Origin of the sequence: Olivibacter domesticus, assembly GCF_900109575.1 — a bacterium.
GTDB classification, from domain to species: Bacteria; Bacteroidota; Bacteroidia; order Sphingobacteriales; family Sphingobacteriaceae; genus Olivibacter; species Olivibacter domesticus.
On the sequence record NZ_FOAF01000001.1, the window covers coordinates 1478391 to 1495435 of the forward strand.

Annotated in this window: 19 protein-coding genes; 17 read left to right on the forward strand and 2 right to left on the reverse strand. The window is 39.0% G+C overall.

Annotated elements, in window-relative coordinates:
• Positions 1-11 precede the first annotated feature (11 nt).
• The 11 genes from BMY50_RS06335 (at position 12) to BMY50_RS06385 (ending at position 8266) form a co-directional block, all read left to right on the forward strand.
• On the forward strand, positions 12-929 hold the full coding sequence (locus BMY50_RS06335) for a helix-turn-helix domain-containing protein (protein WP_093320453.1): 918 nt from the start codon (positions 12-14) through the stop codon (positions 927-929).
• Positions 930-956: 27 nt separating this feature from the next.
• Positions 957-1208: a DNA-3-methyladenine glycosylase I gene (locus BMY50_RS06340; protein WP_238383681.1), complete on the forward strand. Its 252-nt coding sequence runs from the start codon at positions 957-959 to the stop codon at positions 1206-1208.
• A 6-nt stretch (positions 1209-1214) separates the two neighbouring features.
• A complete protein-coding gene (locus tag BMY50_RS06345; protein ID WP_093320458.1) occupies positions 1215-1553 on the forward strand; it encodes a nuclear transport factor 2 family protein in 339 nt (112 codons plus the stop codon).
• Between the two features lie 57 nt (positions 1554-1610).
• Positions 1611-2189 carry a TetR/AcrR family transcriptional regulator gene (locus tag BMY50_RS06350; protein ID WP_093320461.1) on the forward strand — a complete coding sequence of 193 codons (579 nt, stop codon included), beginning with the start codon at positions 1611-1613 and terminating at the stop codon, positions 2187-2189.
• Positions 2190-2241: 52 nt separating this feature from the next.
• Positions 2242-2850, forward strand: coding sequence for a GyrI-like domain-containing protein (locus BMY50_RS06355; RefSeq protein ID WP_162276543.1), 609 nt, complete (start codon positions 2242-2244; stop codon positions 2848-2850).
• A 48-nt stretch (positions 2851-2898) separates the two neighbouring features.
• Positions 2899-3684: an SDR family oxidoreductase gene (locus BMY50_RS06360; RefSeq protein ID WP_093320469.1), complete on the forward strand. Its 786-nt coding sequence runs from the start codon at positions 2899-2901 to the stop codon at positions 3682-3684.
• A 363-nt stretch (positions 3685-4047) separates the two neighbouring features.
• A complete protein-coding gene (locus tag BMY50_RS06365) occupies positions 4048-4365 on the forward strand; it encodes a nucleoside triphosphate pyrophosphohydrolase family protein (RefSeq protein ID WP_202907754.1) in 318 nt (105 codons plus the stop codon).
• A 327-nt stretch (positions 4366-4692) separates the two neighbouring features.
• Positions 4693-5706 (forward strand): SDR family NAD(P)-dependent oxidoreductase, encoded by a 1014-nt coding sequence (locus tag BMY50_RS06370; protein WP_093320475.1) that lies wholly within the window; start codon positions 4693-4695, stop codon positions 5704-5706.
• 106 nt (positions 5707-5812) lie between these two features.
• On the forward strand, positions 5813-6628 hold the full coding sequence (locus BMY50_RS06375) for a helix-turn-helix domain-containing protein (protein ID WP_093320479.1): 816 nt from the start codon (positions 5813-5815) through the stop codon (positions 6626-6628).
• Positions 6629-6845: 217 nt separating this feature from the next.
• A complete protein-coding gene (locus BMY50_RS06380) occupies positions 6846-7424 on the forward strand; it encodes a TetR/AcrR family transcriptional regulator (RefSeq protein ID WP_093320482.1) in 579 nt (192 codons plus the stop codon).
• Positions 7425-7492: 68 nt separating this feature from the next.
• Positions 7493-8266: an SDR family oxidoreductase gene (locus BMY50_RS06385; RefSeq protein WP_093320485.1), complete on the forward strand. Its 774-nt coding sequence runs from the start codon at positions 7493-7495 to the stop codon at positions 8264-8266.
• A gap of 117 nt (positions 8267-8383) precedes the next feature.
• Here BMY50_RS06385 and BMY50_RS06390 read toward each other — a convergent pair whose 3' ends face one another.
• Both BMY50_RS06390 and BMY50_RS06395 read right to left on the reverse strand, forming a co-directional pair.
• Positions 8384-9274, reverse strand: a complete 891-nt coding sequence (locus BMY50_RS06390; protein WP_093320489.1) for an AraC family transcriptional regulator — start codon at positions 9272-9274, stop codon at positions 8384-8386.
• A 52-nt stretch (positions 9275-9326) separates the two neighbouring features.
• Positions 9327-10751: an arabinose isomerase gene (locus BMY50_RS06395; protein WP_093320492.1), complete on the reverse strand. Its 1425-nt coding sequence runs from the start codon at positions 10749-10751 to the stop codon at positions 9327-9329.
• Positions 10752-11110: 359 nt separating this feature from the next.
• Here BMY50_RS06395 and BMY50_RS06400 point away from each other — a divergent pair, with 359 nt between their 5' ends.
• The 6 genes from BMY50_RS06400 to BMY50_RS06425 all read left to right on the forward strand — a co-directional run bounded on the left by BMY50_RS06400 (position 11111) and on the right by BMY50_RS06425 (position 17045).
• Positions 11111-11968 (forward strand): COG1470 family protein, encoded by an 858-nt coding sequence (locus BMY50_RS06400; RefSeq protein ID WP_093320497.1) that lies wholly within the window; start codon positions 11111-11113, stop codon positions 11966-11968.
• A gap of 15 nt (positions 11969-11983) precedes the next feature.
• Positions 11984-12997 (forward strand): ABC transporter ATP-binding protein, encoded by a 1014-nt coding sequence (locus tag BMY50_RS06405; protein ID WP_093320500.1) that lies wholly within the window; start codon positions 11984-11986, stop codon positions 12995-12997.
• Positions 12942-13970, forward strand: a complete 1029-nt coding sequence (locus tag BMY50_RS06410; RefSeq protein ID WP_093320505.1) for an ABC transporter permease — start codon at positions 12942-12944, stop codon at positions 13968-13970. The genes BMY50_RS06405 and BMY50_RS06410 overlap by 56 nt, the downstream gene beginning before the upstream one ends.
• 155 nt (positions 13971-14125) lie before the next feature.
• Positions 14126-14620 (forward strand): DUF1572 domain-containing protein, encoded by a 495-nt coding sequence (locus BMY50_RS06415; RefSeq protein ID WP_093320509.1) that lies wholly within the window; start codon positions 14126-14128, stop codon positions 14618-14620.
• 183 nt (positions 14621-14803) lie between these two features.
• The gene (locus BMY50_RS06420) at positions 14804-15865 is read left to right on the forward strand and encodes a tellurite resistance/C4-dicarboxylate transporter family protein (RefSeq protein ID WP_093320516.1); all 1062 of its coding nucleotides are present in this window, start codon (positions 14804-14806) and stop codon (positions 15863-15865) included.
• Between the two features lie 124 nt (positions 15866-15989).
• A complete protein-coding gene (locus BMY50_RS06425) occupies positions 15990-17045 on the forward strand; it encodes an MFS transporter (protein WP_093320519.1) in 1056 nt (351 codons plus the stop codon).

Here is a 17045-nt window from a genome sequence, read left to right on the forward strand (position 1 = left end):
AATTTGTATCAATGAAAAATGCAAATAACACAACGCAAAAATTCAATTCCATTTCGGATTTGCACAAGGCTTTGGGCTTTCCAAAACCATTTCACCCATTAGTTAGTTTGGTAGACTATGCCGATATAAAAATGTCTGCGGACGAATTGCTAAAAGCATTGCTACTGAACTTCTACAAAATTTCGTACAAGAAAAGTTTCACAGGAAAAATAAAATACGGTCAAAACTTTTACGATTTTGACGAGGGCGGTTTGTCGTTTGTTTCTCCAAACCAAGTTATCCAACGTGCCGAAGACGAAAAAGATTATTCTGGTTACACACTGCTTTTTCACCCCGATTTTATTCGCAGTTATCCGCTTGACACCAAAATAAAAAACTTTGGTTTCTTTTTGTACTCGGCTAATGAAGCCTTGTTTTTATCCGATAAGGAAAAACAAATTATTTTTTCTGTTTTTGAAAACATAAGGGAAGAATTGAATAGCAATATTGATGATTTTAGTCAGGATGTAATGGTATCGCAGATTGAAACATTGCTTAACTACAGCAATCGTTTTTACAATCGGCAATTTATTACCCGTAAAGCAGTAAACAACGATTTGCTATCACGGATGGAACAACTGTTATTTGCCTATTTTGAAACGGAGGAAACGCTTAGTAAAGGGCTTCCGACCGTTGAACATGTTGCAGGACAGTTAAATGTTTCACCGCGCTATTTAAGCGATATGTTGCGTTCATTGACAGGACAAAATGCTCAGCAGCACATTCACGACAAGCTGATTGAAAAAGCAAAAGAATATCTAACAGTAACAAATTTATCAGTATCGGAAATAGCCTATCAGTTAGGTTTTGAACATTCGCAATCGTTCAACAAACTGTTCAAAAAAAAAACCAGCTTAACACCGATTCAATTTAAACAATCCCTCAATTAAATAATAAGTTATTGCAGTTATCTAGAAATGATGTCGGGCGACAAAAAAGAGTTGCACAAAAATTACCACGACAATCATTACGGTTTTCCCATTCACAATGACAATGAACTTTTTGGCAGGTCGATTTTAGAAATTAGTCAGGCAGGCTTGAGCTGGGAAACGATTTTGAAGAAAGAAACATCGTTCCAAAAAGCATATAGCAATTTCAACATCAAAAATGTAGCAAACTATATCGATGTCGACAGGGAAAGAAGCAAAAACCCATGTGGAGAAAAGTAAAATAAAATGGATATAAACTTATTTATACAGGAATTTATTACGATAAGCAACGCTTACGATACCAAAAACTATTTGGACAAATGGCATACCAACGCTGTTCTTGACGACCCATCCGTTGGACAGGTTTTCAAAGGACATGCGGGCATCGAAAAGTATTTTGAAAGTTATTTCATTGGTTACAAAACCCAGAGTCGGCTTATAAGGCTGGCCATTATCAGCGACAATGAGGCGCACATCGAAGTAGCATTTACAGGCGACTTTCCCGAAGGGAAAATAGACGGAGTATTTGATTTTATTTTCAGTGACGGAAAGATTGCAGCAGCAAAAGCAGATTTAATAAGATAATAAAATAAATTTTTAGGAGCAGTTGTTCCAAAATTAATTATATCTTTGCACCGAGTTATGGCAAGAAACGTAGAATTCGATGAACAGTTAGCGGTTTCAAAAGCGATGGATGTCTTTTGGAAAAAAGGCTATAATGGCGCATCAACTCGTGACCTTACCGAAGCAATGGGCATCAGCAACAGCAGCCTATATAATACCATTGGCGATAAGCACCAGCTTTTTATCAAGGCGATTAAGCTTTATACCGAATCCCGGATGAATAGCGCCACAAAATTGTTGCAGCCCATTAAATCACCGTTGAAAGCGATTGAGAAATTTGTTAATGCTTCCGTATATGCCATTACCAATGAGCCAAACAGTTGCCTGGCCATTAAAACAACTTTTGAAGTGGCTATAAGCGATGAAGCGGTGCAACGTATCATAAAAGCCGATAACGACTTTACTTATAACCTATTGATCAATTTGATCAGCAAGGCCATTGAGCTAAAGGAGATCAGGATAAGTAACGATGCAGAAATGCTGACCGACTATATTATTAACCAGTTTACCGGCTGGCATGAATCCTTTATCATCCACAAGGACAAATTGCGGATCAAGAAAATGGCCGAATTTTTAATCAGGCAAATCAGCCAATAAAATTTTTTATTAAAATCTGGATCAATCGTTCCTTAATTATAAATAAATGAATATGCAACAGCAATACAAAGATTATTACACCGCAAGTGACGAGCCGCAAATCGTAGAAATATCCAAGGCAAGCTATATTTCCATTTTAGGAAGTGGCAGTCCGGGTACCGATATTTTCTATGCAAAGAAAAAGGCGATTGCGTCATTTGCCGAAGCCCTGAAAAAAGATTTTGCAGATACGGATAACGCGTTTTCCGATAATATTATAGAAATATTTTATTGGTTTGATGAAAACAAAGTAGGTTACGTAGATATTGGAAACTTCTACACAACTGTGGATTTGGCTTTGCTCCAATACCGGATTGCCATACGTATTCGGGATTTTATTAGCGATGAACACATCAGGCAAGTTGCCGCGCGAAGACAGGGTATCCCGTTCGCCAATTCCTTTGAGCATTTCGAATATACGGAGGGAACATGCGTACAGCTTTTGCACAGCGGTCCTTTTGCGGGAGAATTGGAAACCCTTCCCATCTTACAACAATTTGCGACAGCAAACGGACTGAAAAAATCAGGTATGCATCATGAAATCCATCTAGTTAATTTTGAAAAAGGGCAAAGTCAGGCACATCTGCAAACCATCTTACGCGATGCTGTATCAAAGATATAATTTTTTTAACTAAATATGGAGCATTTGCTCCAATAAAAACACCCAAGAATGGAAAAAATAACAAAAGAACTAGCAGGTAAGATCGCACTCATTACAGGTGGAACCAAAGGAATAGGTAAAGCAATAGCTGACGAACTGGCTTCCTTGGGAGCAACTGTAATCGTATCGGCAAGACAAGAGCCTGCGGAAGAGTTACCATATCATTTTATTGCAGCAGATCTGACAAATAATGATAGTATTAGCGAACTTGCTGAACAGCTATTGAAGCAGTATGGAAGCCTTGACATCCTAATCAATAATGTAGGTGGCACATCCGCACCGACAGGTGGGTTTAGCGTATTGTCTGATGCCGACTGGGAAAATGATCTGGAGTTGAATTTATTAGCAGCCATAAAATTGGATAGGGCGATTATCCCTTCCATGATAGCGAAGAATTCAGGAGTCGTTATCCATATCTCTTCCCTTAACGGTAAGCTGCCATTATATGCTTCGAATTTGTCCTACGGCGTTGCCAAAGCTGCATTGAATAATTACAGCAAAGCATTAGCCAGTGAAGTGGCATCCCAAGGTGTTCGGGTAATTACAGTTTCCCCCGGTATGGTTAAAACCATGGCTATGGAAACTTTTCTCCATAATTATGCTTCTTCTATCGGGAAAAGTTTTGAGGAAACGGCACAATTGCTAATGGACAGCCTGGGTGGAGTTCCGATGAACAGGTTGGCACAACCGGCGGAAATTGCTCATTTGGTTGGTTTTCTAGCATCTCCCAAAGCCTCATACATTACTGGTGCAAATTATGTAATAGATGGAGGCACTATTCCCACTATTTTTTAAGCAAAAATTCTAGAACAATTATTACCCCTATCGGTTATCGCAGTAGCCAACCGTATTCTGCATAACGATTTTAAAATCGGTTACCAATCGCCTGCTTCGGCTTATGGGATATCGATTATCTATGATATTCCAGACACCCATTTAACGGACATTACTGAATAAAAACAAAACAATTTAATCATAAAAAAACAGCGTTATGAGCAATGAACAACAAGTTCTGAATTTGATTGGACAAGATATGCCGAACGTGACTTTCCGTTACAGCCTATTGCCGTCGGAGATAAATTTTTCGGTGCCAATGAGGCTTTACTTTGGTAGAAACATTATTATATTGGTAGAAACGTTATTATAAAAATAAAGAAAATGGACATTAAAGAAATCGTTGAACGTTCAAAAAATATAAGAGCAGCTTATCATCAATTAGAGAAGCAACAGCACAACAGTGGATGGACTGTTGAGGAAGATGCTTTGGCATTTTTGACAGATGCGGGCTTAGTTGGTCGCCACACAATGTCACAGCAAAAGCGTTGGCCGGCAAAGAACACAGATACTGAATTGGAACACAAATTGGGCGAATGTATTTGGTGGCTGGCTGTTTTGGCTAACCGAATGAATATAGACATTGAAGAAGCCATAGAAAAGTTTTTGTCAAAAACTGAAAACTTGTTGCTAAATAAATAATCGACCGAAATAGCAGAACTTTGATAGAAAGTTCTGCTTTCTGTTACTGGGAAATATAAGGGGCTCAGTGTTACCATATATACCAATCCACATAATCTCTAGCGACAATGTGGATGCCTCAATGAGTAAAAATAACCTTACCGCAAAGCCATATTACTCCATATTGGATAGATTATGTGGTGCTGCAGCTATGTTTTTTAGTCTATTTAAGTGTAGTTATGCTCTTTCAATCATGACATTCTGAACAAAATTATTTGACAGTCTGAACAAAACGGCCTTTTCCTGAACTACCTAAATTTGTTCTATATTATTTAATAAAAAACAAAAATGGAAAAGAACAATTATCAAGGGGCGTTACAACACCCGATTGGATCAGCATTTAACGCCAAATCAACAGCAGCTGAGGTTCTAAAAGGCATCGACCTAACAGGAAAAATCGCCATTGTAACAGGTGGCAACACAGGTATTGGTCTGGAGACTACAAGAGCACTCGCCGCTGTAGGAGCAACTGTAATTGTACCGGCGAGAGACATTGAAAAGGCAAAGAAAAATCTGAAGGGCATTCCACATGTAGAAATAGCGCCAATGGATTTGGCTCAGCCTGACACCATCGATACATTTACCGAAAAATTCCTTGCTTCAGACAGACCTCTTCATCTGCTTATTAATAATGCCGGTATCATGTGGGTACCCTTACAAAGGGACAGGCGTGGGATCGAATCTCAGCTAGCGACCAACTATCTGGGACAGTATCAGCTTGTTGCGCGATTATGGCCAGCGTTAAAAAAAGCGAATGGTGCAAGAGTCGTTAATGTGTCGTCAGCCGGTCACCACATGGCAGCCTTCAATTATGATGACCCTAATTTCGAGCGTACAGAGTACAAAACTCTTGTGGGCTATGGGCAATCAAAAACGGCCAGTAACCTATTTACTCTTGAGCTTGATAACCGCGCCAAAGGTTTCAATGTAAGAGCCTACTCATTGCATCCTGGCGAAATAGCCGGCACGGAGTTGGCGAGAGGAGCAGACATGGAATTATTCAAACAGTTAGGCTTTGTTGATGAGAGTGGAAAGATACGTCCCGAAATCCTTGCTACCTTGAAAACCATTGCCCAAGGTGCCGCTACTACAGTATGGTGTGCAACCAGCCCCCTACTTCATAATATCGGCGGTGTGTACTGTGAGGACGTAGAGATAGCAGAATTGGCGCTTGAAAATTTAGAACAAGGTAACGGCCTGGGAACACGAGGCGTACAGCTATATTCAGTGGATGAAAACAATGCTAAAAGACTTTGGGATCTCAGTGAAGAAATGACAGGTATTACCTTCGAGCTTATGTAATATCACTCATACTTTTCCCTGTCCATATTCGTTAATGTGATGCATTAAGATACACAATAGCTGGTTGATTTTACAAAAATCAACGCAAAATAAATAACTTTATAACATGGAACATATCTCCAGATACTTAACCAAAGAAATCAAGCTATCCTCTTATGAGGATAAGCTGTTCAAATCAGACTTAATGTTTAAGGACCATATATTGATCTGGTTCATTTCAGGTGAAACAAAGATCATCCAATGGAACAGGACCTTTAATTTTAAAACTGGAGATATTTTTCTTATTCCCAGAAACCAGTTGGCAACGATTATTAATTATCCAAAAGATGGACTGCCGCACAAATCGGTGGTTATGCATTTATCGGTCGAACGGCTAAGAAAATTCTATGAAAAGATCGATGTTAAGAAGAGGTCAGCACCGGAGCCAAAAATATACAGCTTCAGTAATCATCCATTGTTAGAAAGTTGCATGACTTCGCTGATACCATACTTCAATGTAATGGGTGAGTTTCCGGACGAACTAGCTTCGTTAAAAATAACGGAAGCTATCAATATCCTGCGGATGATCAATCCGGGGGTTGATAGTGTGTTGGCAAATTTCGATAAGCCGGGCAAAATTGACCTAGTCAATTTTATGGAGCGAAATTTTATGTTCAATATGTCATTGGAAAAATTAGGTTACTTAACAGGTCGTAGTTTATCTACGTTCAATAGAGACTTCAAAAAGCTTTTCGACACCACTCCTCAAAAGTGGTTAACAGACAAAAGACTAGGGCTTGCTTATTATCATTTAACTGAAAAAAAGAAAAAACCAACTGAGATTTACCTAGAAGTGGGATTTGAGGACCTCTCTCATTTCTCTTTTATTTTCAAAAAGAAATATGGGCTTTCACCCAATCAGTTACTTGTACGTTTAAGTTAACTGCCCAGCAGACACCTTTTGTTTCTGTATTTTTAGGAAAATCTTAATTAATACCTAACAACAAAAGGTATCTACCCCGCGAGCGCTCTCCTGCCTTATCATTATTCGTTAAGAGATGTTTGTATAACTTCCATAAATCAAAACCCTTTTTATGATATAAAATTCTTTTTAAAAATTCTAAAACAATTGTTTCAAATATTTTTATCTTTGCAACACAATGGCAAGATTAGTAGAATTTGATGAAGAACAGGCGATCCAGAAGGCAATGGAAGTTTTTTGGAAAAAAGGCTATGCAGCCACCTCTATGCGCGACTTAACCGATGCAATGCAAATCAATAGCAGCAGCCTTTATAATACGATTGGCGATAAACACCAGTTGTTTATAAGGTGTATCAAGCATTATACAAAAATGCGGATTCGAGCGGTTGAACAACGCTATACCAATTTTGCCTCCCCTATTCAAGCGCTTGAAAACTTTATCAAAGATGCTGCAGACATCATTACAACCGAGCCAAATAGCTGTATGTGTGTCAAAGCAACTTTTGAAATAGAAGGAGATGATCCGGAAATACAGGTTGTCGTAAACGCCTATGATGATTTCACGCATCAACTTTTGAAAGGCTTGATAGAAAATTCACAAAGCCAGGGCGAAATTGATAGCAGTGAAAATGCAGATACCATTGCCGATTATCTCACCAGTGTTTTTATAGGTTGGTACAATTCATTCGTTCTACATAAAGACCGCACTAAAATTACAAATATGGCAGCGTTTATGATTCGCCAATTAAGGCATTAAATTTTTTTGCCAAATTTTAAAACAAATGTTTCAAAATAAATATACAATTCAGATTTCAATTATTCATTATGAACAATTTCTTAAAAGGACAGATTGCCCTGGTAACAGGAGGAACAAAAGGTATCGGAAAAGCGATTGCCGATAAGTTAAATGACGCAGGTGCCCGTATTATTGTAACTGCCAGAACCGAACCAGAAGAAAACCCAAACGGATATTATTTCATTGCAGCCGACCTTTCTCAACCCGAAAGTGCGGAGACCATTGCCAAAGAAATTTTAGAGAAATTCGGAAGAATTGACATTGTTGTAAATAATGCGGGGGCAAATTTAAGCAAGGGCGGCAGTTTTAGCACGCTTACAGATGAGCACTGGAACAATGACTTACAACTGAATTTAATGTCGGCAGTTCGTGTTAACAAAGCATTATTGCCAACAATGATTGACCAACAAAGTGGCGTAATTGTTAATATTTCCACCTATGCTGCGCTGCAGCCGATTTGGGAGATGACGGTGACTTATTCTGCTGCCAAAGCGGCATTGAATGCTTACAGTAAAGCATTGGCAAACGAAGTCAGCTCAAAAGGAATCCGTGTAAACACAGTTTCACCTGGTGTCGTAAAAACACCGCTGATGGAGGAATTTATTGAAGGCATTGCAAAGTCATCAAATATTACCGTAGATGAAGCCTTCAAATCGATGCTGAATAAAGTGGGTGTACCACTGGGCAGAATGGCTGAACCGGAAGAAATTGCTAATTTGGTAAGGTTCCTCGCTTCGTCGGAAGCACAATACATTACAGGTTCCAATTACCTGATAGATGGTGGCGTGAGTCCGGTAGTATAATTTAAGTTAACCTTTTATTAGAGTTCTTTCCTAACGAAAGAACTCTAATTCTTTCTTATCTGCCGATGTGTTTCCGAGCAAGGAGCTAACGCTTATAAAAATGCAATCGCATGCCAATTACGGGCATCTTTTATAAACGGATGGGGCCATTTTTAGCTTCTTTTTAAATATCCTCGAAAAGTGATACTCCGAGGTAAAGCCTGTAGCAAAAGCGATTTCAGAAACAGTGAGGTCTGTCTCCTTTAACATCTTGCAGGTCTTTTCCAATTTTAAATTGAGTAAATATTGGCCTGGCGAGCTGCCTATTACCTCTTTAAACGCTTTCCTAAACCAGGTATAGCTCACGTTGTGCTGCGCAGCTAAATCATCCAGTGCAATATTTTTCTCCAAGTTATCGTGCATCTTAAAACGAATGTTATTAATGATATGCTCTTTTCTATTTTGTGGAGATTCTTTAAGCAACGCGGCAGCATAGGTTAATCCAAGTAGTTGAATGGTAAGACATGAGGCAATCTGACAATAAGCGATACCTTCCCCTTTTAGTGTTTCTAATAAACGCGTAAAGATGTCTAGAAACTCGAAATTAAAGCCCATATGAATCAAGGGAAAGTTAGGATTAAAACATTCCTGGTTCATTAAATATTCAGCATAAGGGCCATTAAACCCCACCCAATATTCTTCCCAACCATAATCTTTTAAGGGTTTAAAAGTATGCCAGGTATTGGGAAAAAGCAGAAAAACGGAACCTGGAGTAATAGGAACTTCTCCAAAATGCTCCGTTTGAAATGTACCGCGCCCCTCGGCAATAAATACTAATTGGTACTCTTTGAGTATCCTTCCCTTTTTCCAGTTAAAGAAATAGCTATTTGGATGGTTTTTATCGGGATAATTTGTATTAGCTGGATGAATGTTATGACCAACATTTAACACATTCACTCCCCAATTTGGTTGCATTTCAACCAGCTCTTGAAGTTGCTTAGCGCTAAAATATTTGCGATAGGGATCCATAATGTTTATCTAAATTCACTAGCGGCCGGGAAAACGCACCATTATCACAAAGTTAACAAATAACAACTGTTTCGATCCCTAGTAGATGACCGAGCTTTTCAATTTTAGAAGCAATATGTCCTACTGCAACTGCACAATGATGAGCGGGGCCATGTACATTCCAGTTTGTCATAAAGTTCCTGGCACCTATCGAAAAACGATAACGACTATTGGTATTACCAATCTCCAGAATAGGTCCCGGAACCGATTCCGCCTGTGCAACTAGGAAGCTTAATTCGCCTGATCGTCGTTGCACCACCGCCAATAGTGTTACCGGTCCATTCTTGACAGACATTTCCACCGATAACCCCTTACCTACCTTCCCATGGTATACATATAATGGACGCACTTTAGTCTTTCCCTGCGCAATGGAAATATGCCCCGGTCCATCATGTCCCATTAAAACGACATCATCGTCAAAATCCATCGCATAATATTCCGTAAACGATCCACCTGCTCCGAAACTGTCCAATATTTTCATGGCCTGTGCATTTTTTATTTCGTATTCACCAGCTACAGGTATACCCCTTGCAGTGAGTAAGGATGTACCTAAGATGATGGAACTCATGGTATCTGCATTATCGGTTCCCACACCTTTATAATAATACGCCATGGAACCCAGTCTATACTTATTCACTATTTTATCGAGCGCAACGGAAGTTCTTGCCGCCCTTTCCAATTCTTTTTGCGAGCAGTCGGCTTGTACATCAAAACAAGTATAAAAATCTGATACCCGTTCGGCAATCTCCGATATTTGCACCTCTTTACGTATGGCTGTGAGTTCATCCACTTCAATAATTTCGATATGTCCGCCGAAATAGGCATATTGTTGTGTCAAGTCTGAATAGATATCAAGCATTCCACTATAATAATGTCCCATGCAGCCTAGTCGGTTATGAAACATCATATGAGCCACCTTGGCCGCCTCTACCCATTCCCGTACTTCACTCCAACATTTTTCTTCATACAATATTCCGGTTATTTGATGAAATGCTATTCCAGTACGGTTAAACAAATTGGCGATTTCGGGAACAGGGCATGCAGAACAATAAGCCAGCCATTCGCCGGTCATTTGCGTTCGGTCGCCCATACGATTGAAAGCATCATAATCAATCTTGGACGCCGGAGCCAGATTCAGAATGATCACGGGAACCTTTGCTTGCCGTACCACTGGGAATACAGTAGATGACAAGGCATAGGTAGCTACATATAAAAAAATGATATCTACTTCCTGTTGCCTAAAGTGATGTCCGGCTTCAAAAGCTTTATCTGCCGTATCAATTAGACCAACATTGACAACCGCCGGATGAAACGTTGAGATTTTTTGCTCTATTTCTGAAAGGTAACCTTCAAGACGGCTTTTCAATGTCGGAAACTGTGGCCAATAGGTGTCAAGTCCTATTCCAAATAACCCGATTTTTGCTGTTTTACTGCTCATTCAAATATATTTAACTTTCTTACTTAAAATTACTTTTCGTCCGGTTCAAAGTTTATATCAGCCATGCTGCAATTTAGCTCGTTTAGGAAGGCACAACCATGCGTAAAATGGCAATTTATTTATCGTTTTTGATAAACGTGCGTGCACCATCTTTTCAAAGCTATGCCCATCTGTGTAAGTGCGTCAACATGTAAATCAATTGCTGAGAGATTTACTAGAATTGTTAAAATATGTTAAAGGCGTTTGAAAATATAATTTTGTTTTCTTGATTTGACTAACCATTTCACACACTTTATTGGTAACAATTATTTAATGAACATTTTTTGAAGCTATTATTTATCAGTTTTAGTTGCTAGATCATGTTAACAAAATTTTTATTTACCCATTTTCGCGTATCACGCCAATTTTTATTATTTTTCTTAACGCTTTTTGCATTCAGTCCGGTATTACGAGCACAACAGTCCGCCATCGGATCAAGCGGGAAGTCTAGTTTTACGGCAAAGCTCATAAACATTGAAGCTGCGGCCAATGAAATATTTCGCTACAACACCACGCTGTACAATGGTTCCAGTAAACCAGGCATTTACGAGATGAAGGCTGAGTTGCCTCCTGGTTGGCTGATTACGTATCGAGTTGCGGGCAGTCAGGTTACCTCACTTAGCATGGAGCCCGGTAAGACGCAGGATATTTCCATCGAAATTAAAGCTACGGCCCGTGCTAATCCCAACAAATACAAGATACCGATAAAGGCAGTATCTCCATCAGATACTTTATCACTGAATCTGGAAGCGGTAGTAAAAGGTTCTTACAGTCTCGAATTAACGACTCCCACAGGGCGATTAAGCGATGAAGTAACTTCTGGCAGTCAGCAGGAAATTCAATTAGTCGTAAAAAACGCTGGCTCTCTCCCGTTGAACGACGTAGAACTTTCAGCCCAGTTGCCTGTCAATTGGAAATCTACGTTTGAACCTTCAAAAATCAAGGAACTGGAGCCCGGAAAAAGTGTAGACATCACGGCCACCCTAAAAGTACCCGACAAAACAATTGCTGGCGATTATGCCGCTACTTTTAAGTCGACAAACGCAAATAGCAATGCACAGGCTGCATTTCGGATAGTAGTAAAAACATCATTACTTTCTGGTTGGATCGGCATTTTAGTCATATTAATGGCAATTGGCATGGTGTATTACCTCATTCGCAAATACGGCAGAAGATAAGTTAATCCAGTACAAATGAAGGATCCTATCATACAACTGAAGGGCTTGACCAAGTGTTATGGCTCCCTCAAGGCGGTCGATGATCTGAATCTTGACATTCATAAGGGAGAGATTTTCGGACTATTGGGACCTAACGGAGCTGGTAAAACGACAACCATCTTGATGATGCTCGGGCTCACAGACCCAACAAGCGGCACAGCTACCGTGTGTGGACACAACGCGACCAACAACCCTATAGCCGTGAAGAAGAAAGTGGGCTACATGCCAGACAGCTTAGGCTTTTATGATGGTATGACCGCCCTAGAAAACCTGATATACATCGGAAGACTGAATGGCCTACCTGAAAAGGAAATTAAAACATCTGCAACCGAGATGATGGAAGTAGTAGGACTTACGAACGATATGCATAAAAAGACGGCCACCTATTCGCGTGGCATGAAACAGCGTCTTGGCTTGGCCGATGTACTGATTAAGCGTCCCGATGTAATCGTTTTAGATGAGCCGACACTTGGTATTGACCCCAGTGGGATAAAAGATTTTTTGATATTAATAAAACGGTTAAGTAAACAACAAGGGCTGACGGTATTACTTTCCTCGCATCACTTGCATCATGTACAGCAAGTGTGTGACAGGGTAGGCATTTTCGTAAATGGCAAATTGTTGGCACAAGGAAATATAGACACATTATCAGGTAATCTATTTGGCAAAGACGGTTATGTAACATCCATTACGGTGCAACAAACGATCGAACAGCCCTGGCCCTTTGAAACAGAACTCAAGCTGAGGGAGGGCATGAATCAAATTACCTTACACGAGAATAGGATAGATTTTGCGTGTAGCCATGATATGACACCTGCAATAGTTCGTTTTTTTGTTGAAAAAGGATATGACATTTTGGAGGTACATAAAAAAGATTATGGTCTGGACGATATCTACGAAAAGTATTTTGAAAATAATTTAATGGAAAATACCCATGAAAAGTCAACCGATTTCTTTGAAAGATCTTTCTTTAAAACAGGCAAAAAGTAATCAATCACCGGAAAAAGCTGTCAGTGAAGGACCTTTTAACGTAATAGTGCGTAAAGAGATAGCGGATCATATACGTAGTTGGCGATTTATTGTACTAATTGGATTGATTGTACTGACCTTTATTGCTTCTATGTATGTAGCGCTAGGAAATATAAAATCATCTGTTGGCAATACAGATGATCCGGACCACGTTTTTTTATATCTCAAGCTACTAACCACTACCGATAATTCTATACCTCCATTTCATATATTTTTAAGTTTTTTGGCTCCTTTACTAGGCATTAGCCTGGGGTTTGATGCTATTAACTCAGAACAAAATAATGGCACTCTTATCAGATTAATGGCACAACCTGTTTATAGGGACAATTTATTGCTCGCCAAATTTGTAAGTGCACTGGTCATAGTAAGCACCTTATTTGCAGCGTTGGCATTATTGATGATTGGAGGAGGCATGCTATTGACAGGCGTACGAATGGAGCCACAAGAGCTGTTAAGGATACTGAGTTTCATTACAATGAGTATTACGTATGTAGCATTTTGGCTAAGCTTATCTATATTGATGTCTATTAAATTCAAACAAGCCGCCACCTCTGCCCTTACGGCAATTGGCATATGGTTATTTTTTACGGTATTCTACCAGATAATCGTCAATCTCGTAATAAGATCATTTTTGCCTAACCCTACTTTTCTTTCTCAGCATGAGATTATGGCTTATAATGAGCTTGTATTAAACATACTACGCATAGCTCCCAATCAGCTTTATACGGATGCCACTACTACCCTACTGATGCCATCCGTTCGCAGCCTTGGCCCAATAACCATGGAACAAATGGCTAGCGCTATTCCTTCGCCCCTACCTTTTAAAGAAAGTGTCATGATCGTATGGCCACAAGTAAGTGGTTTAATCGCCGCAACTGTAGTTTGTTTTGCACTTTCTTATTATCTTTTTATGCGCCGTGAAATAAGGAGTTAGAACAACCTCGCTTCTAAAATGACGCCTAAAGATACCATATATGCAGTTCACTTAATGCATGCGTATTACCTACAATGAGTAACACACCTCATGATTGTCGCCCGAAAATGAGTAACTTACGCGTCTTTCTACACCAAAAACGACATAATAGCCGCATGAAAAATTTCTCTAAACATAGCAAACCTAAAAGTGTTTTTGTTGCAAATCGCCTTCAAGAAGTATTACTTAGTGGACATTGGATTGCAAATACCAATTATAAAGAGCTGCTACTAGAAACAACATGGGAACAGGCCATCCATAAAATTGGTAGTTTAAATACTATTGCCGCGCTGACTTTCCATATTAACTATTATCTAGCCGGGCTTTTGAATGTATTTTATGGAGGAAAGCTTGAAATTAGCGATCAATATAGCTTTAATTTACCGCCAATACAATCAGAGAAGGACTGGAAAGAATTAGTAGATGACTTTTTGCGGAATGCAGAAAAATTTGTTATCCAAGTTGAACAAATGGCTGAATCGAAGTTAAAGGAACCTTTCGTTGAAGAGAAATATGGCAATTATTTACGGAACATTGAAGGCATTATTGAGCATAGTTATTATCATTTAGGGCAGATCGTGCTCATCAAAAAGTTGATTACAGAAAACTAATGGCCATTGTTTTAAAATGAGCAGTTATCCCCAGGCGTAACCATAATTAACATTTTGAATTTTAATTAAAACTAAAATCAATTATGTTTGTTCCGTCATAATCAATTAGGTCTTCAAAACCGACAACAAACAATTATGAATACCAAAATACACCCATAATTATGCAACCGTAAATGCCGTAATATGACCCTGCTTCAACAAAAAATCAAGACGCTTCTTCCCGCTTATTTCGCAATAGTCATGGCAACCGGCATTATCTCCATAGCTTCGTTGCTGGATGGATTTGTAACGATAGCCTATATTCTCTTTTTCGTCAATTTAGCTTTTCTTTCCGGCTTGCTCCTGCTATTTATTTATAGGATTATTTATTATTGGCGACAGGTATTGGAAGATTTCCGAAGTTACCAAAGGGGGCCAGGGTTCTTCACCTTCGTAGCTGCTTTATGCATAGTAGGAAATCAAGCTATATTATTTTATGATTCACTGGCGCTGGCGAAAATACTGCTATTGGTAGCTGGCATTGCATGGCTTATTATAGGTTATGGTTTCTTTTTCAATATTACGGTTACTGAAGATAAAAAACCTTTGAAAGACGGTATTAATGGCACTTGGCTAGTGATTATAGTGGCCATTCAGGCATTATCAACGCTGATCACATTTGTGGCAGAAGATTTTGGAAAAAATGCATACATCTATTTTTTTTTAGCATTATGTATGTTTTTATTGGGTTGCATTTTTTATCTCTATATCATGTCGCTCATCATCTATCGCATTTCCTTCTTTTCATTAAATGCAACTGAACTTGGGGCTCCCTATTGGATTAACATGGGTGCAACGGCCATTTCAACTTTAGCAGGTTCTATGCTAATATTAAATTGTAAAAAGTTCCCTTTTTTGGTAGAAATTCTTCCTTTTTTGAAAGGCTTTACGCTTTTCTTTTGGGCGGCTGGTACCTGGTGGATTCCATTGCTTATTATTTTAGGTATTTGGCGCCACGTAATTGAGAAGGTAGCAGTACCCACTTCAATTAAAGGCTATGACCCTACGTATTGGGCAATGGTTTTTCCTCTTGGAATGTATACAGTTTGTACGTTTAGGCTAAGCGACGCCATACAAATTCCATTCTTAAAAATAATTCCGGAGTATTTTATTTTCATCGCAATATTTGCTTGGTTAGCTGTAATGACAGGTTTTTTAAGGCAGGTGGTTTCTTATTTTAAGGCAGGAGGTAAAACCGTCGATTAACATTTAGTCTAATTTGGAATATTTTTAAATTACTGATAGCAGCAGTACAGTTAAATAATTACGGTTATAAATAGTTAAATTTAAAAGCCAATACGTAGATACCCGTTTTAAACTTGCATAAATTATGTATAGACTCTTTAAAACATTAAATAGGGTAGCTTTTATTAAAGCTACCATCATGACTATACTGGTTATTATATTCGTGTTGATCGGTTCCAGGAACTTACAAAATTTTGATCCCGCTTTAATTGCCTACTTAACGGGCACCGTGTTTGCCGTTTTTGGTACCAGTTATCGTTATTCGGTATGGATACAACGACCACCAACCCGCCTTTACCGACGCCGCAGCGTGCAGTTTCTCTTTAGTAAACATTTTTTTCCTTACTTCTTACGGTCTATTCGTCTTTTTATACGTAATATCTTATTTCAACGATTTATTGCCTATAGAAGCAGGACTCGTTGGATAGGACATTTTCTTTTGGCAAGCGGCTGCTTACTCGCTTTTGCAATCACCATACCGCTCACCTTTGGCTGGATTAATTTTATATTAAAACCAGGAGATGATACCACTTATTATGCCATGTTATTTGGGTTTGAAGCCGGTTCGTTTCGCTTAGGCTCTACATTAGCTTTTATTACTTTTCACGGCTTGGTATGGTGCTCTGTACTGGTAACTATTGGTGCGGTAATCATGATGAAAAGAAGATTTACCAATGGTGGGCTGATAGCAACGCAGACTTTTGAGGATGACTTATTACCGCTAATTTTACTAATTGCTATTTCAGTTACGGGGCTCGGTATTTCTTATGATTATACTTTTTTGGAAGGGAAGACTTATCAATTTATGGCCGTTACGCACGCCATAACTGTTATATTATTTCTGGTGTGGTTGCCCTTTGGAAAATTCTTCCATATCTATCAGCGATTCTCTCAACTCGGAGCTAACCTATATAAAATTGAAGGCAGTAGACGAGGAATGGCTGTATGCCCACACACAAAAAAAGAATTTGCTTCTCAAACACATATCAATGACCTTAAAAAGGTAACGAAGGAGCTTGGTTTCGATTTCAGCAAGGAAGATGGCTCCAATCATTTAGACCTCAGTCCTGAAGGAAAACGATCTGCTTTGGCAAAAGCCCATTTTGAGGCGAGACAAGAATCAGGGCATTTCTTTGGATAA